The sequence below is a fragment of the Vibrio sp. CCB-PB317 genome (assembly GCF_022808245.1).
In the GTDB taxonomy this organism is placed as follows: domain Bacteria; phylum Pseudomonadota; class Gammaproteobacteria; order Enterobacterales; family Vibrionaceae; genus Vibrio; species Vibrio diabolicus.
Genome location: NZ_JALGNU010000001.1, coordinates 1,617,099 through 1,638,390 on the forward strand (window position 1 = coordinate 1,617,099; position 21,292 = coordinate 1,638,390).

Genomic DNA, 21,292 nt, shown 5'->3' on the forward strand with positions numbered 1-21,292 from the left:
AATGCAATGAAAGGTAGGGGGCTTTGCGATTATGATGGCGGACTGAGTAACCGCTTATAAGAACTATGTTTTTTGAACATGTGCTTGGTAGTGATGGGAGGCTTCATCACTCAAACTCCGACGAAAGTAATTTAAATTTGGTCACGTATTTTTAAGGAGATTATCCGTGAGCACCGATAATAACGGTGGCATTCAACGCCCCGATGGAAAGGTAAACGCGATAGACACTGACTATCAAATTGGTCAGGATAACGTCGCGTTAAAAGTAGGCCCGTTTGGCCTTGATATTCATAACCGTGTTTTTGCAATTTCTGGTTTAGCAATCATCCTATTTGTTGTAGTAACACTATTATTTCGAGAACAGGTAGAGCCGTTTTTCGCAGATCTAAGAGCGGGTTTGTTACACCATTTGGATTGGTTCTTTCTCGCATCTGGTAATATTTTTGTCATTGTCTGTGTTGGGTTGATTTTTACACCGCTAGGTCGGGTACGAATCGGCGGTACAGAAGCGACGCCAGATTATTCCTATGCGGGTTGGCTGGCAATGCTCTTTGCAGCAGGTATGGGTATCGGTCTGGTGTTCTTTGGTGTATCAGAACCTATGTCTCATTTTAGTTCTGCTATTGGTGGCGTGAACGTTGAGAACGGTGTTCGTACTGACTGGGCCCCTCTAGGTGGTGCAGAAGGCGATGCAAGTGCTGCATCTGCACTAGGCATGGCGGCGACGATTTACCACTGGGCGCTTCATCCGTGGTCAATCTATGCGCTATTGGCTCTTGGTTTGGCGATTTTCTCGTTTAATAAAGGCTTGCCACTTACCATGCGATCCATTTTTTACCCACTGTTTGGTGAGCGTGTATGGGGTTGGACTGGTCACATTATCGACATTCTTGCCGTTGTAGCGACAGTTTTTGGTCTGGCAACGTCTCTAGGTTACGGTGCGTCTCAAGCCGCAACGGGTTTGAACTTCCTATTTGATGTTCCAATGACGAATACTACGCAGGTACTATTGATTATTGGCATCACCGCACTCGCTTTAATCTCAGTTGTTGCGGGACTAGACAAAGGCGTGAAAATCTTATCTGAGATCAATATGGGTCTCGCTGCGCTTTTACTGCTTTTCGTTATTGTTGTCGGCCCGACGATCGCGATTTTAACGGGTTTCTTCGAAAATATAGTGTCATATGTGGCTAATATTCCTGCCCTATCAATGCCATTTGGACGAGAAGACGTAAACTATTCTCAAGGTTGGACAGCATTCTACTGGGCTTGGTGGATTTCTTGGTCACCATTTGTCGGTATGTTCATTGCGCGTGTATCTCGTGGTCGTTCCGTTCGTGAGTTCATTATTTGCGTTATCCTTATCCCTTCCTCTGTTTGTGTGTTATGGATGACCGCTTTTGGTGGTAACGCTATAAGCCAATACGTGAGCGATGGTTATGAAGCCGTGTTCAACGCGGAATTACCCTTAAAACTATTTGCCATGTTAGATGTGATGCCGCTAGCTGAAATTACATCTTTCGTCGGTATTATTTTGGTGGTGGTATTCTTCATTACCTCTTCAGACTCTGGTTCACTGGTTATTGATACTATTGCTGCGGGCGGTAAGGTCGATGCGCCAACGCCTCAACGCGTGTTCTGGTGTACGTTTGAAGGCTTAGTTGCGATTGCATTGATGCTTGGTGGTGGCCTAGCGGCAGCTCAAGCAATGGCCGTGACCACAGGCCTACCATTTACGATTGTTCTGCTTGTTGCAACGGTTTCTCTAGTAAAAGGCTTGATGGATGAACCTCGTCCAAAAGCGGTTTCTAAGAAGAAATCGAAATAACCAACATCAGCAGTTAAATATTTGAATAAAGCGGCATGCGAAAGCATGCCGTTTTTTTTGATTTTTGAATTTTTTGCTGAGAAATGAAGGCCATGGAGGACTGTTTTTTCTGTTCGTTTTTTATACTTATTCTTTAAGTGATTTTTTAATAAATTAGACCTCGAACTATTTTAAGATTTGGTTAAATGACCTATTTTTGTGATTATTGTCACAAAAATGCCGATAAAAAGGCGGATTATTTGATTTTTAGTCGCGAGGGATGCCCATAATAAAAAGGAAATTTAATTAGACCTCAAAGGATATGTATTTCCACATGATCACATCAGCACCTTGGGTTCTTTATCCAGAGATTGGAGAAGACTCAAGTAAAAAATGGATTTTTCGTGAGCCTAAAATCTCTGATGGTGACGACATTTACAGCTTAATCGCAGATTGTCCTCCATTGGACATGAACTCATCTTATTGCAATTTCCTACAGTCTACGCATTTCAGCAAAACCAGTATTTTGGTTGAGCAAAAAGGCGAAATCGCAGGTTTCATTTCCGGTTATCAGAAACCAGACGAGCAAGACGTTTTATTTGTCTGGCAAGTTGCAGTCTCACCTCGCTTTAGAGGTCACGGTTTAGCATTCCGCATGTTGAAAGAACTTCTCACCCGAGAGGAATTGGGCGGTGTTAAATCGGTAGAAACTACCATCACGGAAGATAATAAAGCCTCTTGGGCATTGTTCAAAAAGTTAGATGCGATGAACGGCAACTCTGGCCAAGTAAGCACATTTTTGGATGAAGAAGCCCACTTTAAAGGCAAACACGATACAGAATATTTGTATCGCATTCCTCTCAAATAATCCTCAAACAATAGGAATTAAAAACGGTCTCATCATGGATATTTTCAAAAAGCAGGAATCCAACGTACGCTCATATTCAAACAATTTCCCAGTGGTTTTTCGTAAAGCGAAAGGCTGCTGGCTGGAAACAGAACAAGGTGAACGATACTTAGACTTCCTTGCTGGAGCGGGATCTCTAAATTACGGCCATAACAACCCAGTACTTAAGCAAGCACTGCTTGAGTACATTGAGATGGACGGTATTACTCACGGTTTGGATATGCACTCAGAAGCGAAAGCATCGTTTCTTGAAGCGTTGGATACTTACATCCTTAAACCAAGAAACTTGGACTACAAAGTTCAGTTTACTGGCCCAACTGGTACTAACGCCGTTGAGGCAGCACTTAAGTTAGCGAAAAAAGTAAAAGGTCGCGACAGCGTCGTTGCATTTACCAACGGTTTCCACGGTTGTACAGCTGGCGCACTGGCTGCAACGGGTAACCAGCATCACAGACAAGGTAACGGTTCTAGCTTAAGTAACGTCACTCGTATTCCATTTGAAGGTTACGCTGGCGTTGATGGTCTAGCATTGTTCGAAACCATGCTAAACGACAACTCTGCAGGTATGGATAAACCAGCCGCTGTACTTCTTGAAACTGTGCAGGGCGAGGGTGGTTTAAATGCTGCTTCAAACGAGTGGTTACAACGTTTGAGCAAAATCTGTAAAGCCAACGACATTCTTGTGATTGTCGATGACATTCAGGCTGGCTGTGGACGTACAGGTACTTTCTTTAGCTTTGAGCCGTCAGGTATTCAACCAGATATCGTGACGCTATCGAAATCGATCGGTGGTTACGGTTTACCAATGGCCGTCGTTCTACTCAAACCAGAGCTAGACCAGTGGAAGCCAGGTGAGCATAACGGCACGTTCCGTGGCAACAACCATGCATTTATTACCGCGGCGAAAGCATTAGAAATTTATTGGGCAAATGATGATTTTGAAACACACATCAAGCAGTGTTCAGACAAAGTAAGTGCTGTTATTGATCGCTGCGTTCGTCGCTTCCCACAAATGTTTGTACAGAAAAAAGGTCGCGGCATGATGGTTGGTATTGAGTGTATCAACGGTGATATGGCATCTGAAATCGCGAAAAACTGTTTCGAAAACGGAATGGTAATTGAGACAGCTGGCCCTGACGACGAAGTCGTTAAGTTCTTCTGCCCACTTACGATTAGCGAGTCAGAACTAGACCAAGGACTAAGCATCTTTGAAAGTGCAGTGGAAACCATTGCTGCGAAACATTTCAAACAAGCATCTTAATAAGGATTATTAATTATGATCGTCAGAACACTCGATGAGTGTCGCAACAGTGAGCGACGTGTGGTTTCAGATAACTGGGAAAGTGTCCGTATGTTGTTGAAAGATGACAACATGGGTTTTTCTTTCCACATTACTACGATTTATGAAGGTACTGAAACACACATTCACTATCAAAATCACCTAGAATCGGTTTTTTGTATGAGCGGTGAAGGTGAAATTGAAGTCGTTGGTGGAGAAACTTACCCGATTAAACCGGGTACATTATACATCCTTGATAAACACGATGAGCACTACTTGAGAGCTTATAAGAATAAAGAAATGGTAATGGCGTGTGTATTCAACCCACCAATTACCGGCGCTGAAGTGCACGATGAAAATGGTGTTTATCCTCTCGTTGACTAAAAGATAGAGGTGGGGTGCTTGTCGCCCCACGATCAACTATCTCTTCTTTTTTCTTTTAAAGTTACCAATCAAAAAAGGCTTATCATGACATTTACCGTAGAAAAAATCGGCGGTACATCAATGACAGCATTTGATGCTGTTCTCGACAACATTATTCTTCGTCCTAAATCGCCATACAATCGTATCTTTGTCGTCTCTGCATACGGCGGTATGACCGACGCGCTACTCGAATGTAAAAAAACCAGTAAGCCAGGTGTTTATCAGCTTATCGCGAAACGTGATGACAAATGGGAAGAAGCGCTAGCATATGTAGAAAGCCGTATGCTGCTCACAAATGAAAATATTTTCGCGGACCCAATGAATCGTATCCGTGCAGATAAATTCATTCGCTCACGTATTGCTGAAGCAAAAAACTGTATTGCGAACATTTTAGAAACGTGTCAGTACGGTCAGTTTTCGCTACGTCAGTATTTGCCTCAAATTCGAGAGTTTCTGTCGTCTATAGGTGAGGCGCACAGTGCTTACAACACGGCACTGAAACTAAAAAATATGGGTATTAACGCTAAGTTCGTTGACCTGTCCGGTTGGGACAATCAAGCGCCAAGAAGCCTTGATGAATCGATCAGTGATGCGTTTGCTGATATCGATGTGTCAAAAGAACTGCCAATCGTTACAGGTTATGCTTACTGTAAGGAAGGCCTAATGCACACTTATGACCGAGGTTATAGTGAAATGACATTTAGCCGAATTGCAGCGATAACAAAAGCGGATTTAGCGGTAATTCACAAAGAATATCACTTGAGCTCTGCAGACCCGCGTGTTGTTGGTCCTGAAAAAGTTTTGCCAATTGGTAGTACAAACTATGATGTAGCAGACCAACTTGCTAACCTTGGCATGGAAGCGATTCACCCAAATGCAGCCGCAGGTTTACGTGAGAGTGGTATTGAGCTACAGATTAAAAATACATTTGAACCTGAACACGAAGGCACTTTGATCTCTTCAAGCTACCGCCCAGAAGAAGACAAAGTCGAAATTATCGCAGGTAAAGAAAAGGTGTTCGCACTGCATTTGTTTGACCAAGCGATGGTGGGAAAAGCTGATAACGTTAGCTACGAATTAATGGAAATTATCTCTGATGCTCGCGTAAGTTTAGTTGGTAAAGAGATGAACGCGAACTCTATTACTTACTATCTAGGTGGCAGTACTGATAGCTTGAACAAAGTATTGTATAAAGCTGAAAAACGCTATCCGAATGCGTCGATTAAAGGCCGTATGGTCGCGCTGATTTCAGCCATCGGTTCTCAAATTGACACTAACAAGACACTGGCGAAAGGTGTACTTTCTTTGATGAACAATGGCGTAACGCCAGTTGCACTTCACTCATCAATGAGAAATGTAAACGTTCAGTTCGTCGTGGGTGATAAAGAATATCAGCGTGCAATTTGTGCGTTGCATGATGAATTCTTTCAGAGCAATAGTTTAACTAAATCGGTTAACGTAGCTTAGTTTATTCACGGTTAAAATACAAAGGAGAGCAGGTTTGCTCTCCTTTTTTTTGTTTTTCTGTGTTCTCAATATGGGCCCGTTTTGCATGGAGTAAACTACTGAGCTAAGTGTGTCCGTAGAGATACAGATAAGCCAGCAGAGCTCTGCTGGCTCAGTAACGCAATCTAGAGTGATTAATTAGATTACTTAACTTTATTCACTTCCTGTTTAAGCATTTCTAACTGCTGCATCTTTTCTTGCATCTGCAAAGAGTCGTAATTTAAAGAAGCAGGGTTCATAGTTGTACCGCGTTGCATTGGGTATTCAGGTAACGTTTTAAAGAAGTCGCCAACAACGTCTTGAATTGGTACAAACAACCACATGTTGTCTGCCATCCAACGTAGATACATTTGTGACTCGCTAGGACCTTTTTCAAATGGGTCAGCGCGTAAGTGAATGATTTTAGGCCAGTTTGGCACAGATCGCACGGCGTCGCTTAGGTTTCCTTCTAGAGTTGCAAAGTGAAGTTTCCAGTCATTCCAGCGTACTGCGTTTAGTTCACCATTTGAGGTGAAGTAGAGCAGAGACTCACGTGGTCCTTTCTCTTCTTTGCCCTCGAAGTATGGCATGAAGTTGTAGCCGTCTATATTGACACGCCAGTCTTTACCATTTGCTTTGTAACCTTCAGCAAGCTTTTCTTTCACGTCAGGAACGCCAGCTGCCGCCAACAATGTTGGCAACCAGTCTTGATGAGCCATCATTTCGTTGATTTTCGTTCCTGGCTTAATGACACCAGGCCAACGCACAAGTTGAGGCACACGCATACCGCCTTCCCAAGTCGTGCCTTTCTCACCGTGGAATGGGGTTGCGCCCCCATCAGGCCAAGTCATGGTCTCTGCGCCGTTATCTGTTGTATAAATAACGATGGTGTTGTCAGCAACGCCTAACTCATCGAGTTTGTCGAGCAATACGCCGACTTGATCGTCATGCTCTAACATGCCATCAGCGTAAATGCTAACACCGGATTTACCTCGGTACTTCTCTTGTAATCGGGTCCACACGTGCATGCGCGTAGAGTTATGCCAGATGAAGAAAGGCTTATCTGCTTTAACAGCTTTCTCCATAAACGATAAAGTGCTTTCGAGGAACTCTTCGTCCGCGTGTTCCATGCGTTTACGCGTCATTGGGCCAGTATCTTCAATCTTACCGTCGGCATAAGATTTAATTACACCACGAGGACCATAGTTTTTACGGAACTCTGGGTCTTTAGGGTAATAGTAGGTTTCGGGCTCTTCTTCTGCATTAAGGTGGTACAAGTTACCAAAGAATTCATCAAAACCATGATTGGTAGGTAGGTGCTTATCTTGATCGCCCAAGTGGTTTTTGCCGAACTGAGCTGTCATATAACCTTGGTCTTTTAGTAAGTCAGCAATAGTTGGTGCCCAATCTGGAATCCCATGGTCGGAACCCGGCATACCAATCGTCAGCAAGCCAGTGCGAAATGGTTCTTCGCCAGTAATGAATGCTGCTCGACCGGCAGTACAAGATTGTTGGCCGTAATGGTCTGTAAACAAAGCCCCTTCGTTCGCGATACGATCGATGTTCGGGGTTTTGTAACGCATCATACCTTGGTTATATGCGCTGATGTTCCAGTAACCGACATCGTCACCGAAAATTGCAAGTATGTTGGGTTTGTCTGCCGCCATCGCTGCGCTGGACGTTGCTAACAGTCCGACGCCTACTGCGATTTTTCTCAATTGGTTTGCCATAAAAAACTCCAGATGGTTGAGAGTAACGAGAAGCACAAGTAAACCTTGTGCTTAGGTGCTGCATAAGTTAATGATGTGTATAGAAAAATCCTCTTATACTCTTTATAACCATAAGTTATTGAGGGTATTTAACTATTTGTTTCTAAAGAAAAATACTTGTCATTCTGATGGTTTGGGGAGGTTTTAAAAATAGAGATGGGTCACTAATGAACACCATTGCCGATTGCTGGTGAGACGAATAAAGTTTCAGCAAAAAACACCGAGATACTCCCTAATCGGGGGACGAAGAATGGAGCACTCATTTTGAAGGCCTTTCACTTCTAATTATTTGTATAACCAAGGGGTTAGCGACTATATTGATTCAAGTTGCACCATCTAAATACTAAGGATAGTTATGAGTCAGTGGGCAGGTCGGTTTCGGTGTCTATTTCTGGGTATCGTCATGGTGAGTGGTTCGTTTTTTTCCCAGGCATCAGTGATAGAGAGTCCCCAAAATACCACGAAGCTTGGGTTGGAATATGTTGGCACGCAAACGTGCGCGGAATGTCACCAACAAGAGGTGGAGGCTTGGAAGGGCTCTCATCACGATATGGCAATGAAACATGCAAACTCAGAATCTGTTCAAGGTGATTTTGATAACCGCACAGTGACGCATGATGGGCAACCCAACCGTTTTTTTAGACAAGGCGAGGAGTATTGGGTCAATATTCAAGGCCCTGATGGTCAATGGCATGATTATAAAATTAGCTACACATTTGGCTGGGAACCGTTACAGCAATATATGGTGGAGTTTGAAGACGGTCGTGTACAGCTCATTCCTTTTGCGTGGGATTCAAGGACGAAATCGGAAGGTGGTCAGCGCTGGTTTCACCTCTATCCAGAGACAGCAACGACAGATGAGTTTTACTGGACTAACACTGGGCAAAGTTGGAATTTCATGTGTGCAGACTGTCATTCGACCAATGTAAAGAAGAACTATGACGCAATCAAAAATACCTACAACACGTCTTGGTCCGAGATCAATGTTGGTTGTGAAGCGTGTCATGGCCCTGCAAGTGGACACATCGAGTTGGCGAAAAAGTCCGCATCTACAGGAGGCTCTTTCGATACAGATAGTCACTATGGTTTTGACCGAAATTTATCTAAAGCGGTAACCGAGTGGGTATTTGAGAAGGGCCACAGAACGTTACAACCAAAAGCAATCGCAGAAACAAATCAAGTTCAGACGTGCGCACAATGTCACAGCCGTCGAACGCAGTTAAATGAGACAGGTGATCACATTCAAGGCTCATTTTTCGATAAATATCGGTTAAGCCTGATCACTCCAGAACTCTACTACCACGATGGCCAAATTTACGATGAAGACTATGTTTACGGTTCATTTCTTCAGTCTGAAATGGCTGAAAAAGGCGTAACATGCACCAATTGCCACGATCCTCATTCGGCAAAACTAAACATCCCAGAAGAGGCGGTATGTTCACAATGTCATATTGCGTCAGAATATACCCCAGAAAACCACACCTTCCATGAAGCAGGATCCAAAGCGTCACAATGTACGACTTGTCACATGCCAGAAACGATTTATATGCAAGTCGATCCTCGTAGAGACCACAGTTGGCACGTACCTAGACCTGACTTGAGTAAACACATCGACACGCCTAATGTATGTGCGTCTTGTCATGAGGATAAGAGTAACCAGTGGGCGGATGCGCAGATAGCCGAATGGTTTCCTCACTCTCAATACCGCAATCAACAACACTTTGCTGTCGCGTTTTATGCCGATGCAATTGGGCACAAAGGGGCGGCGAATGCTCTGGCTTACTCTGCTCAGGATTCATCATTAAAAGACATCATACGAGCTTCTGCATTAGAGCGAATGGGCGGCAATACTGACCAAAATACGACTGTTTCGCTCGCAAGGGCCGTTAAAAATGAGAATGAAATGATTCGGCTCGGCGCAGTCGCGGGCTCGTCTGGTTATGAGTTTCATGATCGATGGCGAATTTTAGAACCACTGCTGGATGATCCCGTACTTTCAGTGAGGGCGGAGGCGGCTTCGGTATTAGTGACCAGCTATACGCAAATGACGCCGTTACAAAAAGATAGGATTCAACCATCGCTTGAAGAGTACATGGACATTCAAAAGTTTAACGCCGATCGTGGTTTTGGTAGAACCAATTTGGCAAATGTATACCGCAGCTTAGGCGAAATCGATAAGGCAATTGCGTTATACCAAGAAGCGATAAGTATCGAGCCTTATTTCGAAAATAGTTACGTGAATTTATCGGACCTGTATCGACGCCTTGGGAAAGAAAAAGCTGCGCTCTGGGTGTTACAACAAGGGATGAAAGCTCAGCCTAAATCCAGCTCATTACCTTACAGTGCCGGTCTTTCTTTGTTACGCCAAGGCAAGGAAGATGAGGCCAAAGCTCTACTTAAACATGCCGCAGAACTAGGAAAGACTAACGCTCACTACTGGTATGTTTATGGTCTAGCTTTGGAAAAAAGTGACGTTCTGGAAGCCAGTAAGGCATTGCAGACTGCGTTTAAAGTTGGTGGGAACCCTCAACATTTATATGCTCAATGCGAAGTTCTAGCGAGAAATCATAAAAAAGGCGCTGTCGCTTTTGCTTTCGATAGGTGTCTAAAAGAGCTGAGTAATTATGCTCCTAAGCAGGCTATTGATCAGCTGAAAGCACCTATTACGAATCTGTAGAGATTAAACACCAATAGTAAAAAGTGGAGCCTTTATCGCGCCACTTTCTCTACTTAGTTTAGTCTACGTCTTTCGCTAGTCTAAGGCCCATGTCAGACATAATGACGGATTGGCTGGCAAAATCGCGGCGATAGTTTTCAGATTCGTCTGCGTCATAAGCAAAGCTGCCGCCACGTACAGACTTGTGTGCAAGGCTTTCTTTTTCCTCTTTTGCGTTTACCGGATTATCACTGGGCGCTGTTTTGTAATAACCTTCGTCAAAAGCATCAATAACAAACTCGCCTACGTTACCTGTCATATCGTACAACCCGAGCTCGTTTGGTTGCTTTTGACCTACCTTATGAGCCTTATTGTGCGAGTTATTCGCATACCAAGCCACCTCGTCAATATTGTTTGATCCAGAAAAAGTGAAGCCTTTACTTAAAATTCCGCCTTTAGCGGCAAACTCCCATTCTGCTTCTGTTGGTAGACGGTAATGCTCTCCCGTTTTTTCATTCAATTTCTTAATGAAATAATTGGCTTGTTGCCAACTAATATTATTGACGGGTGTATTTGGATCTCGAAAGTAGCTCAGAGAGGAGCCAGTGACAGCTTCAAAGAGCGATTGAGTTACCTCGAATTTTGACAAATAGAATCCATCAACGTTAACAGTGCGAGCTGGGCGCTCTGACTTTTTGGCTGATGGATTATCTGCGCCCATCGTAAACTGCCCACCTTCGACAAGAACCATATCTTGATCGATTTTCTGAGCGAGAGAGTTTGGTGGGGTTGTTGCACACCCATTAATTATCAGCGTGACCGATATGGTTGAGACAAAGGAAATAATCTTACTTTTGGGATGCTTCATTCGGCAACTCCGTCAACAACTTTGGTCTGAAAGTCTAGCAAGCAAAACCATAACAAACGGTTATACACACTATAACAAGCGCCGAGAATAATTGAACATTATCATCACCCTAGGCGATTAACTCGATGATTAGGTTTGACATCATTGGGGACAGGTTAGCAACTAAGAAGGTGATGAATGCACATAACTCAAGGGCCGCAGTTCAACGGAAAAGCATCTAAGCGTTTACATGTGATGGCAAAGCCCATTGGTGCTGCTTGCAACATCGATTGCACTTATTGTTATTACTTAAGCAAACAAGATTTGTTGGAATATAAGCAAGGGTGCTCGCCAATAATGGATGACGAAACCTTAGAGAGCTATATCCGCCAATACATAGAAGGGCAGAACACACCTGAAATTATCTTCTCTTGGCAAGGTGGAGAGCCAACCATGCTGGGGTTGGATTACTTCAAAAGAATTGTTGAATTACAAGATAAATACCGCCCTCATGGTATTACGATCTCTAATGATCTTCAGACTAATGGCACGCTTCTTAATGATGAGTGGTGCGAGTTTCTAAAAGCGAACCACTTTCTCGTCGGTTTAAGCATCGATGGCCCTGAGATGATGCACAACGCTTACCGAACAAACCGAGCGGGAAGAGGTACATTTAAACAAGTGATGAACGCCGTTGAGCTATTGCATAAGCATGAAGTGAAGTTTGCAACGCTCACGTGTGTGAACAACTTGACTAGTCGTAACCCTTTGGAAGTGTATCGCTTCTTACGAGATGAAGTATGTTCCCCTCAAATGCAGTTTATTCCGATTGTTGAGCAGAAAACTTTCAGAACAACAGCGCCACAAACTTGGAAGCCCAATGAGCAACTGATGCAAGGTGATAAACGTCTGATTCCCGGCCACAAGGATTCGGTTGTCGAGCCATTTTGTGTGGCGGATGAAGCATGGGGTAACTTCCTTATCGCGATATTCAATGAGTGGGTCGTGCATGATATTGGTAACGTTTTTGTACAGTATTTTGAAGCGAGTTTGGAAACATGGATGGGAAGAAAAAACCCACTATGCACGCTAGGTGAAATCTGTGGCAAAGGTTTAGCAATGGAACCAAACGGTGATGTCTTTGCGTGTGACCACTATGTTTACCCGGAATACAAGATCGGAAATATTCACCGCGAAAAACTCGATACTCTCGCTTATAGCCCTGACCAGCAGAAATTCGGGTTTGCTAAAAGTCGTACACTGCCTCAGCAGTGTGTTAATTGTGATTATCAGTTTGCATGCTTTGGAGAATGCCCTAAAAACCGATTTATTCGCACCAGAGAAGGTGAGCCCGGCCTTAACTATCTATGTGCAGGTTGGAAGAAGTTTTTTGCGCATGTCGACAAATCAATGGCGTACATTTTACGAGCGGTGGGCAACCCTGTGGTACACGGTAAATACAGTGATAAGGTTTTGCACCTGAAAGCGTCTAATCGACCTGTTTTTGACACTAAGTTCTAAGATTCAACTGGTCCAGTTTTATAAAAGTAAGGTCTCATCAATGCAAAAGATAACGCGTTTTACGAAGTCACTTTTAACTTTCACGATGAGTGTAGCGTTAAGCCAAGGCGTTTGGGCTCAAGATAAACCTCCGCTCAATTCAGATAGAGTTTCACCCGTTGAGATAGCATCTCAAGAAGAACCTATGACGCCAGCACAGCAAGTCGAAAAGTTGTCTTATGATGCACAAAACAAAAAGTTGTCTTCAGAAAAGCGTATTGATGCTTTACGTGAACTGGCCAACTACCCCAGCCAAAACGCTTTGGTTGCCGTCGCTCGTGGTTTGAAAGATGCAGATGCTGGAATTCGTGAAGCGGCAATTGTAGGAGCTCAACCCTATATGATAGAGCATCGCTGGCGTCTGGTTTCCCCGTTGCTAAGTGATGACGATGCAATGGTTCGAATTACTGCAGCGATAAACTTGGTTCGAGATTACGCCAGTTTAAGTTCGGAGCAGCAACAGTCACTTGAAGGCGCGGTGACTGATTTAACATCCTACTTGTCGCAGAAAACTGACAACGTTTCTAGATTACTCCTTGCCGATGTATATCGTTGGCATCGAGAGTGGGACAAAGCGGCATTGATTTATCCAGAGCTAACCAAGCTGATGCCAAGTAACCCGCAAGTCTGGTTAAGCTATGCGGACAATTTTCGAGCGCAACAAAAAGATCGACAAGCTATCCAAGTACTTGATGAAGCAATCACACTTTTTCCTGATAACGCGGCTTTGCATTACTCGAAGTCATTGGCGCTAGTAAGACTTGGTGAGAAGCATGATGCCGCTAGCGAAATTGAAAAGGCCGCTAACATGGCAAAGAACAACAGTTATTTTTGGTACTTAAATGGTGTTCTGCAAGAAGAGTTAGATCTTAAAAAATCTGTGGACGCTTTTGACAAAGCTTATTTGATCTCTGGCGCGCCGGAGCAGCTTTATGCAGTGTGTGATATCTACATTCGTTACGATAACCCCAAGTCTGAACAGTGTTTAGCGGAACTTAAGAAAGTGGCTCCGGATTACGTGATTGATGAGCTTAATCAGAAAAAGGGACGTCAAAGTACTTCAGAGCAGGTTGACGCCAGCTAACTCAACACTTTATCAGTAAGCTTCTTTAATTAAAGCGTGTTTCTAGTTACAAGGTCACTTTCTGGTGTCGTTACATATGTTGCTCTGAATTGCGCTTGTTAATCGTGAACTATACTTTCATTTGGATTTGCATCCCGTACCTCAATATAAGGAATTAAAATGGCTATAAAGTTAAAGGTGATTGTCCTTGCGACAAGTTTTGCTCTGTCTAGCTATAGCATTGCTGCTGATGTGCAAGATCCTCTGCCGTCATGGAACAACACCGGTGCGAAGCAAGCTATTGTGGCGTTTGTTACTAAAACGACGACTCAAGGCTCGGACGCTTATGTTCCTGAAAGCCAAAGGATCGCTACGTTTGATAATGACGGGACGCTGTGGGCAGAAAAACCCGTTTATCTACAGCTGTTTTTTGCGATCGATAAAGTGAAAGAGATGGCCTCTGAGCATCCTGATTGGAAAACAACAGAACCTTTTGCTTCGGCAATAAAAGGTGACTTGGAGGGGGTTGGCAAGCAAGGCCTTGAAGGTGTGATGCAGCTTGTTATGGCGACTCACTCCGGAATGTCGACTGATCAGTTCCATCAAGAAGTGAAGGAGTGGATGAAAGCGGCCGTGCATCCTACGACGGGAAAGCCATACACTGAAATGGTTTATCAACCGATGCTTGAGTTACTCGACTATTTGAGAGCAAATGACTACCAGACCTATATAATTTCTGGAGGTGGCATTGATTTCATGCGTGTTTGGGCACCAGAAGTATACGGGATCCCAACGCAAAATATCGTTGGGACGACATTAAAAGCGGAGTATCAGGTCGTTGATGGAAAGCCAACGATTCAACGCTTGCCAGAAATTGATTTTGTGAATGATAAAGCGGTGAAGCCTGTCACGATTCAGAACTTCATTGGTAAGCGCCCGGTGATGGCATTTGGTAATTCTGACGGTGACTTACAAATGTTAGAGTGGACTAAAGCGGGGTCTGGCCCACGATTTTCAGCGGTTATCCATCACACGGATGACAAGCGTGAATGGGCGTATGATAAAGACTCTCACGTGGGGAAATTAGACAAATCATTTAAAGTGGGTGAAGAGCAAGGTTGGTTGTTTGTCGATATGAAACAAGATTGGAATCAAGTTTTTAAAGAAGCGATGAAAAAGTAGCGACCCAGCCAACGTAAACATTACACCAAAAATTTTTTGATAGGGGGTGATGAGCAAAACGCTCTTCATCTCCTCAACTTAACAATTCTGTTTGGTATTAGCATAAGCAAATATTGCGTGCGTCCGTATTGGTTATTTGATTGCTGTGTGGCATTATTGCTTAAAACCACTTAAGTGAATTTAAGTAATGACGCAAGAAGAGCGATTGATAGAGCTCAGAGCCAAGCTAGAGCTACAAAACAAAATAACGTTATCGGAAGTTTGCGAGTATTTTGGCATATCGAGAGATTCAGCGCGTCGAGACTTAGTTAAGTTGAGCCAACTACCGGGATTACAAAGAATCCGAGGTGGCGTCATGCTTGCCCCGATATCTTCCTCTACAGAGGCGTACTCCAGTCGAGCAATTAGCGACACTAAACATCGCCTCGCTCAAGCGTCCGCTAAGCTTGTGGATGAGCGTGACCACCTTGTTATTGATACCAGTACTATCTTATCTTTGCTCCCACTTTACGTAGAAAAAGCACGCTGTGAAGAAGATAAGCTCAACGTGGTCACCAACAGTATTGACGTACTGCTCGCTGCTGAAAAAAGTGAATCAATGGACGTCCATTTCTTAGGTGGACACTTTGACCCCTACGCCAGAGCGATCTTGGGTGCACAAGCAGAACAGCAAATGAAGCAATATCATGTGAATAAGGCGTTTATTGGTGTGTGCGCGTTATCATCCCGAGGGTTGACGACAAATAATGAGCTAGAAGCAACCATGAAACAAACCATGATAGAGCAAGCTCAACAAGTCATTGTCGTTTGTGAATCCCGCAAAATTGGAAGCGACAATTTTCACCATGTATGTGATTTGTCAAAGATCGACATCGTTATTACCGATCATGCTCCTCAATCAGATTTTCAACAACTTCTCGACCACAATGATATTGAATGTATTGTTGTTTCACCGAAATAAGGAATCTTAGTATGGCTTACGATCCCGTAAAGACCGCCGTGATTGGTTACGGATATTCAGCAAAAACTTTCCACTTACCCTTCATTAAAGCACTGCCAAACTTGACGTTGAGCGCAATAAGTTCTCGTCAACAGGAAGCGGTCCAAAATGATTGGCCAGATGCTCAGTGGTTTGCAGATGCCAATACTTTACTCGATGACAGTGACGCTGAGCTTGTGATCATCACTGCGCCAAATGACGTGCACTACGAGCTCGCAAAGCGCGCGTTGAACAATGGGAAACATGTCATTGTTGAAAAACCGTTTGTAACGCGCATAGAAGATGGGAATGAGTTGATCGTCTTAGCAGAAGAAAAAGGATTGGTTCTGAGCGTTTTTCATAATAGGCGTTGGGACGGCGACTTTCTCACCGTTAAATCGCTTATCGAACAAGGTAAGTTAGGTGGTGTGAGGTTGTTTGAGTCGCACTTTGATCGCTACCGTCCTGAAGTTCGTCAACGCTGGCGAGAGCAGGCTCAAGATGGCGGTGGTATTTTATTCGATCTTGCTCCCCATCTTCTCGATCAGGCCTTGGTGTTATTTGGTTTGCCAGATGCGATAGACGCACAGTGTCGAATGATGCGTCCGGGCGCGACGACGATTGATTACTACAACTTAGTACTTCATTACCCAGACCATATTGTGCATTTACATTCAAACTTATACAGCCCAGAACCAAACCTGCGTTATAAAGTATTGGGTACTGAGGCTAAATATGAAAAGTTCGGATTAGATCCTCAAGAAGGTTACTTAAAAGAAGGCCGATTACCGGAGAACGATGCTTGGTCAGAAGAGGACGAGGCGTTGTACGGTGTCCGCTACGACGAAGACGGTGCGCAAACTATCAAAACGGAGAGAGGTGCGTATCAAGCTTATTTTGTTGGTGTGGCGGACGCAATTCGCCTGGGTACTGATAACCCGGTTCCTGCCGTTCAAGCAATACAGAATATCGCTCTGATTGAGATGGCATTGGAAAGCAGTAAAACGGGTAAAACGATTCAGGTGAAATCATGAGCTTAACGCTTGAGCTCGTCGCTCAACAAGAGCATGAGCTTCAATTGAAAGAGTTTAACCACCAAGTAGCGTGGTCTATTGGTTTAGCTTTAAAAGAAGCGGCGGAAGCCTGTGACGCGGCTGTGGCTATTGAGGTCTACGGTTTTGGACAAACGCTATTTCAATACGCGATGACAGGAACGTGCGCTGACCATTTGGATTGGGTTCGTAGAAAGCGAAATTCAGTATTGAGATATGGTCACAGCTCTTACTACCTCTCGCTGTACAATAAGCAAAAGCAGCGTGATTTTGAAAATCAGCCACATCTCGATGCGCGTGAGTATTGTGCTCATGGCGGCGCGTTCCCGATTCGAATCTTGGGTTCTGGTTTAGTTGGGGTTGTGACGGTATCGGGTTTACCGCAGTTAGATGATCATCAGCTTGTTGTCGATGTATTAAAGACAATGGTAATGACCAGCACAGAGCTTGCTTAAAGTTGTGCGATATTACAGTGGCACGGCATTTATTTTGTGTCACTGAATTCTCTTATTAGCTCATTTTGCGTCCTATTATGTGAGAAAATATTTAATATTGCTCCCAACTTCCTACCTGAAAATTAAATCGATTTCATATAACCTATACGCTCATTCATACAAAAAGCCATCGAAGCTGGCAGTTGGCAAATGTCCTTTAGAAGAAAAGAAAAACTTAATCTTAGAAACCTTATTGTAATCCTGTGTGTTTTCAGTGTGCTTGTCACTTTGATCAATGCGTTTTATTCGATCTATCGAGTGCAACGAGATCTCATCATCAATAACACGTTAGAGTCCAACCGCGTTTATGCGCAAAAAATGTCAGAAATGACGGACTCTTTCATAGAAAGCTCAATGTCGCAGCTAAAATATAGTGCGAACTTGCTAAAAGATAAGATGCACGATGCTCAGTTTCTTGACGAAGAGGCGGAGAGGCTGAGAAAGCAAACCAAATCATTCAACTCTGTGGTTGTCGTTAATGCGAAAGGCGTCATTATTTCTGTATCACCAGAGACACTTCAGGTGAAAGGTGTAAAGCTCGTTGGTGAAAGAAAACGTCAATCTTTAAATGCTCAAGCGCCCGTTGTCACTGAGCCATTCATCTCACCCGCAGGAAATTATCTGTTAACGATCTCATACCCTATATTTTCTCAGTCCAATGAATATTTAGGCTATATCGGCGGTACTATTTATTTAGAGAAGGACAATATTCTTGCTGAATTACTTAGCCAGCATGCTTACAAAGATGGCTCTTTCCTTTACGTTGTGGACGAAAGCAATACGCTGATCTACCACCCAGATAAATCGCGGGTTGGTGAAGTGATCAACGATAATATGGCAATTAACGCCGTGACAATGGGTCAGCGTGGTAACAAAGAAATTGTGAACTCTCGCGGTGTTGAAATGCTAGCAGGGTATGCACCAGTTGAATCATCAGGGTGGGGAATTGTCGCTCAGCGCCCGAAATCAATGACGTTAATGGTGCTAGATGAGCAGATGTGGAGTGTATTTTTCAAATCGATTCCAATTGGTTTATTAACTCTGCTGTTGATCTGGTTCTTCTCTCTACTTATTTCAAGACCATTATGGCAATTGGCTGGCGCTGTTCGAGGAGTAGAAGAGCACTCCTCATCCATCGATGATTTGAAGCTGGTTAAGTCTTGGTATTTTGAGGCTTCACATTTGAAGCTCAGTTTTCTCAAAGCGTTTGGTATCGTTTCAAAAACCATTGATAAGCTGCAACTGGATACGCTAACAGACGCGATGACTGGGTTGTTAAATCGACGCGGCTTAGACAAAGTTCTAGGCTTGTTTAAGCAAGAAAACACCGCTTTTTCTATTTTAGCTTTGGATATTGATCATTTTAAGAGCGTCAATGATAACTATGGTCATGATGTGGGTGACAATCTACTCAAAGAATTCGCTCAGTTGATGAAAGAGCAAGCCCGAGCGAATGATCATCTTTGCCGTTCTGGTGGGGAAGAGTTCATGATGTTCCTTGAAGCGACGGATGTTCATCACGCGGTTGATGTCGCAGAGCGGATTAGGAATAACGTAGAAAAACACGATTTCCTGGTCGTTGGTAAGGTAACGGTATCACTTGGAGTTTCTCACTGGAAAGGCAACGATATGCCAATTGAAGCGGTAATGAAAGACGCTGACAACGCTCTGTATAAAGCAAAGCGCAACGGAAGAAACAGAACCGAGTTGGGTGAAGACGCACAATAGGTATAGTGCTATGCGCTGAACGTAAAACGCGCCAGTTACCAAGCTTTTGTTTTACTCGTTGGCGTAGCCGCTACCAATTGCTCTAAATGGCAAGTCGAGTTCTAACTCCGGAATTTGCTTGCCCACCCAAGCCGGGAATGTATTGCTATTTGGTCCTGGAAACAACGTGTATTCTTCAGCCCAAGGGTATTGGTTGATAACGCTTTGTATTTTTGGGATAAGTTTATCGGCTTTTTCACCTTGTATTGAGAGTATTTTTTCTGGCTTCGCACCATACCAGTAGCGATCTGGTGTGCCCGTTTGGTATTGATACAGAGCGGGTTGTCCACGATTCACGCGCCACCCGACCACTTCATACACGGTATATTCGTTCGCATTTTCAGGCTTTATCGCAAACCAAGTGTGCACCGCAAACCAGCCTCGCCAACCAAATGCATCTGCGGCATAAAACTCAATTACGGCATGTTTCACATTGGAAGGGTCAGGCGCGATACCGGCAGGTTCTCTGCTTGCGGTACGCCAATCTCCTTGAGTGCATCCACCCATGAAAGCTGCGATTGATATCAAGCCAACTTTTAATAGATGAGTAAAACTGAGAGAGTTTTTCATTGATCGCTCCTAGACCAACCGATGTTGGAAATGCTTTATTGATTTTAGCTATAAAATAGGTGCAAGCCTTATTGTTAAATCTTCCCTTCGTTAAAAAGAAGGGAAGGCTAGCGCCACAATATCGGATCATACGTAATAATGAGGTAAGCAGATTTGTAACATGTGGCATAGACAATATTGTCTCTCTCTATTAACTTGCTTAGTTGCGTATGAAAAGTAAGAGCTTGTACGTATATTGCTTACACTATTTAGTAATTTAAAATTAAATAAAAACAATTGCTTGGGTGTTATTGGGGGCGATTAAATAGGCTGGTTTATCCTCAACTGCATTGTGATTCCCCCATTTTTAGCGGAATTTCATCGTACATCCTTTTACTGTATTTAGAGACTTGCGTACACCTGTGGCACAATGGGCGATTATTGAGAGTGCTGTTTGGTAATGCAAATGGCAGAAAAATAACTAGAAATTGAATAACCAATGTTTAAATCAAAAAGTATACTTGCATTATGCACCTTCGCATTTGGCTGTTTTGCCAATCAAGATAGTGAACCAACGTCCGTTGTACTTAACTATGGTGACTCTTCACTCAGCGCTGATATTCAAGCAAATCGAAAATTTCATGTGGTCCAAGATAATGAAAGTGAACATGTGGAGTTTTCTGGAGGAGTCACGAAGGAATATTCCGATTACATTGTGAATATACATATCATCAGAAAAAGCAAAATACGCAGATCAAGTCGAGAGCTAAATACCACCGTATTGATGAACAGCGATCAGCTTGAAAAGCCTTTAGTGGTTGGTATTGAAAATGATGAATTCACCAGTATTACTTTGCGTTAATACTTGGTATTTATCGAATAGGAATGGTTGAACCGATGCTCTCAATACGTCGCTATCGCACAGAGGATGCTCCAATATTGTGGACACTTTTTTACCACACTGTACGAGTCATTAATCGTCGCGATTATACCGAATCACAAGTTTCAGCTTGGGCCCCATCAGATTTTGATCTCAATTCATGGCAACGCACAATGGATGCTATTCAACCCTATATCGCGGAAATAGAAGGGCAGATCGTTGGCTATTGTGATTTGCAAAGTGACGGCTTGATTGACCATTTCTTTTGTCACCATGAATATCAAGGCCAAGGTATTGGTCGTGATTTGATGTCTTTTCTATTTTCACAGGCGAAAGTAAAGGGGATAGAGCGACTGTACTCTGAAGTGAGTATCACTGCCCGGCCTTTCTACGAGAAAATGGGGTTCACAGTTAAGGTTCAGCAACGTGCTGAAGTTAGGGGAGAAACCTTAACTAACTTTATGATGGAAAAGTATATTTCATTGAAATCGTGAGCATTTAGTGAGCTTGAACACAGATATAAAATGTTTTCCAATGTGAAAACAAGTTCATTGATCTCGCACCAAAGTTTTGTTTGAAAACAGTGTGCATAA

Annotated in this window: 18 protein-coding genes; 15 read left to right on the plus strand and 3 right to left on the minus strand. The window is 43.5% G+C overall.

The window, feature by feature from the left end:
• Window positions 1-166 precede the first annotated feature (166 nt).
• The 5 genes from MTR11_RS07485 to MTR11_RS07505 all read left to right on the plus strand — a co-directional run bounded on the left by MTR11_RS07485 (window position 167) and on the right by MTR11_RS07505 (window position 5,883).
• Window positions 167-1,828 carry a BCCT family transporter gene (locus tag MTR11_RS07485; protein ID WP_005393381.1) on the plus strand — a complete coding sequence of 554 codons (1,662 nt, stop codon included), beginning with the start codon at window positions 167-169 and terminating at the stop codon, window positions 1,826-1,828.
• A 313-nt stretch (window positions 1,829-2,141) separates the two neighbouring features.
• The gene (gene ectA / locus MTR11_RS07490; protein ID WP_005393379.1) at window positions 2,142-2,675 is read left to right on the plus strand and encodes a diaminobutyrate acetyltransferase; all 534 of its coding nucleotides are present in this window, start codon (window positions 2,142-2,144) and stop codon (window positions 2,673-2,675) included.
• Window positions 2,676-2,709: 34 nt separating this feature from the next.
• On the plus strand, window positions 2,710-3,975 hold the full coding sequence (ectB, locus tag MTR11_RS07495) for a diaminobutyrate--2-oxoglutarate transaminase (protein WP_005393371.1): 1,266 nt from the start codon (window positions 2,710-2,712) through the stop codon (window positions 3,973-3,975).
• A gap of 15 nt (window positions 3,976-3,990) precedes the next feature.
• Window positions 3,991-4,377, plus strand: coding sequence for an ectoine synthase (locus tag MTR11_RS07500; RefSeq protein WP_005393369.1), 387 nt, complete (start codon window positions 3,991-3,993; stop codon window positions 4,375-4,377).
• Between the two features lie 84 nt (window positions 4,378-4,461).
• Entirely contained in the window at window positions 4,462-5,883 is a 1,422-nt protein-coding gene (locus MTR11_RS07505; protein ID WP_005393366.1) for an aspartate kinase, read from the plus strand.
• A 182-nt stretch (window positions 5,884-6,065) separates the two neighbouring features.
• On the opposite strand, the gene MTR11_RS07510 is transcribed toward MTR11_RS07505, so the two are convergent.
• Window positions 6,066-7,631, minus strand: coding sequence for an arylsulfatase (locus tag MTR11_RS07510; protein ID WP_104974159.1), 1,566 nt, complete (start codon window positions 7,629-7,631; stop codon window positions 6,066-6,068).
• Window positions 7,632-8,025: 394 nt separating this feature from the next.
• Between MTR11_RS07510 and MTR11_RS07515 the strand changes: the two genes are divergently transcribed.
• Window positions 8,026-10,347: a multiheme c-type cytochrome gene (locus MTR11_RS07515; protein ID WP_243327233.1), complete on the plus strand. Its 2,322-nt coding sequence runs from the start codon at window positions 8,026-8,028 to the stop codon at window positions 10,345-10,347.
• Between the two features lie 58 nt (window positions 10,348-10,405).
• Here the strand turns inward: MTR11_RS07515 and MTR11_RS07520 are convergent, their stop codons facing one another.
• A complete protein-coding gene (locus MTR11_RS07520) occupies window positions 10,406-11,194 on the minus strand; it encodes a formylglycine-generating enzyme family protein (protein ID WP_243327234.1) in 789 nt (262 codons plus the stop codon).
• Window positions 11,195-11,371: 177 nt separating this feature from the next.
• Between MTR11_RS07520 and MTR11_RS07525 the strand changes: the two genes are divergently transcribed.
• The 7 genes from MTR11_RS07525 to MTR11_RS07555 all read left to right on the plus strand — a co-directional run bounded on the left by MTR11_RS07525 (window position 11,372) and on the right by MTR11_RS07555 (window position 19,231).
• On the plus strand, window positions 11,372-12,694 hold the full coding sequence (locus MTR11_RS07525) for an anaerobic sulfatase maturase (RefSeq protein ID WP_225461634.1): 1,323 nt from the start codon (window positions 11,372-11,374) through the stop codon (window positions 12,692-12,694).
• Between the two features lie 40 nt (window positions 12,695-12,734).
• Window positions 12,735-13,817, plus strand: a complete 1,083-nt coding sequence (locus MTR11_RS07530) for a tetratricopeptide repeat protein (RefSeq protein WP_243327235.1) — start codon at window positions 12,735-12,737, stop codon at window positions 13,815-13,817.
• Between the two features lie 159 nt (window positions 13,818-13,976).
• Complete coding sequence (locus tag MTR11_RS07535; RefSeq protein WP_243327236.1) at window positions 13,977-14,978, plus strand: HAD family hydrolase; 1,002 nt, start codon at window positions 13,977-13,979, stop codon at window positions 14,976-14,978.
• Window positions 14,979-15,165: 187 nt separating this feature from the next.
• Complete coding sequence (locus tag MTR11_RS07540; protein WP_145532171.1) at window positions 15,166-15,939, plus strand: DeoR/GlpR family DNA-binding transcription regulator; 774 nt, start codon at window positions 15,166-15,168, stop codon at window positions 15,937-15,939.
• Between the two features lie 11 nt (window positions 15,940-15,950).
• The gene (locus MTR11_RS07545; protein WP_243327237.1) at window positions 15,951-16,991 is read left to right on the plus strand and encodes an oxidoreductase; all 1,041 of its coding nucleotides are present in this window, start codon (window positions 15,951-15,953) and stop codon (window positions 16,989-16,991) included.
• A complete protein-coding gene (locus MTR11_RS07550) occupies window positions 16,988-17,464 on the plus strand; it encodes a heme-degrading domain-containing protein (RefSeq protein ID WP_161444701.1) in 477 nt (158 codons plus the stop codon). The genes MTR11_RS07545 and MTR11_RS07550 overlap by 4 nt, the downstream gene beginning before the upstream one ends.
• Window positions 17,465-17,653: 189 nt before the next feature.
• A complete protein-coding gene (locus MTR11_RS07555) occupies window positions 17,654-19,231 on the plus strand; it encodes a sensor domain-containing diguanylate cyclase (RefSeq protein ID WP_145532169.1) in 1,578 nt (525 codons plus the stop codon).
• Between the two features lie 51 nt (window positions 19,232-19,282).
• On the opposite strand, the gene MTR11_RS07560 is transcribed toward MTR11_RS07555, so the two are convergent.
• The gene (locus MTR11_RS07560) at window positions 19,283-19,840 is read right to left on the minus strand and encodes a DUF3750 domain-containing protein (RefSeq protein WP_085343877.1); all 558 of its coding nucleotides are present in this window, start codon (window positions 19,838-19,840) and stop codon (window positions 19,283-19,285) included.
• Window positions 19,841-20,318: 478 nt separating this feature from the next.
• Between MTR11_RS07560 and MTR11_RS07565 the strand changes: the two genes are divergently transcribed.
• Window positions 20,319-20,681, plus strand: a complete 363-nt coding sequence (locus MTR11_RS07565; RefSeq protein WP_046875214.1) for a hypothetical protein — start codon at window positions 20,319-20,321, stop codon at window positions 20,679-20,681.
• Between the two features lie 35 nt (window positions 20,682-20,716).
• Complete coding sequence (locus tag MTR11_RS07570; protein ID WP_150918632.1) at window positions 20,717-21,193, plus strand: GNAT family N-acetyltransferase; 477 nt, start codon at window positions 20,717-20,719, stop codon at window positions 21,191-21,193.
• The last annotated feature ends 99 nt before the right edge of the window (window positions 21,194-21,292 follow it).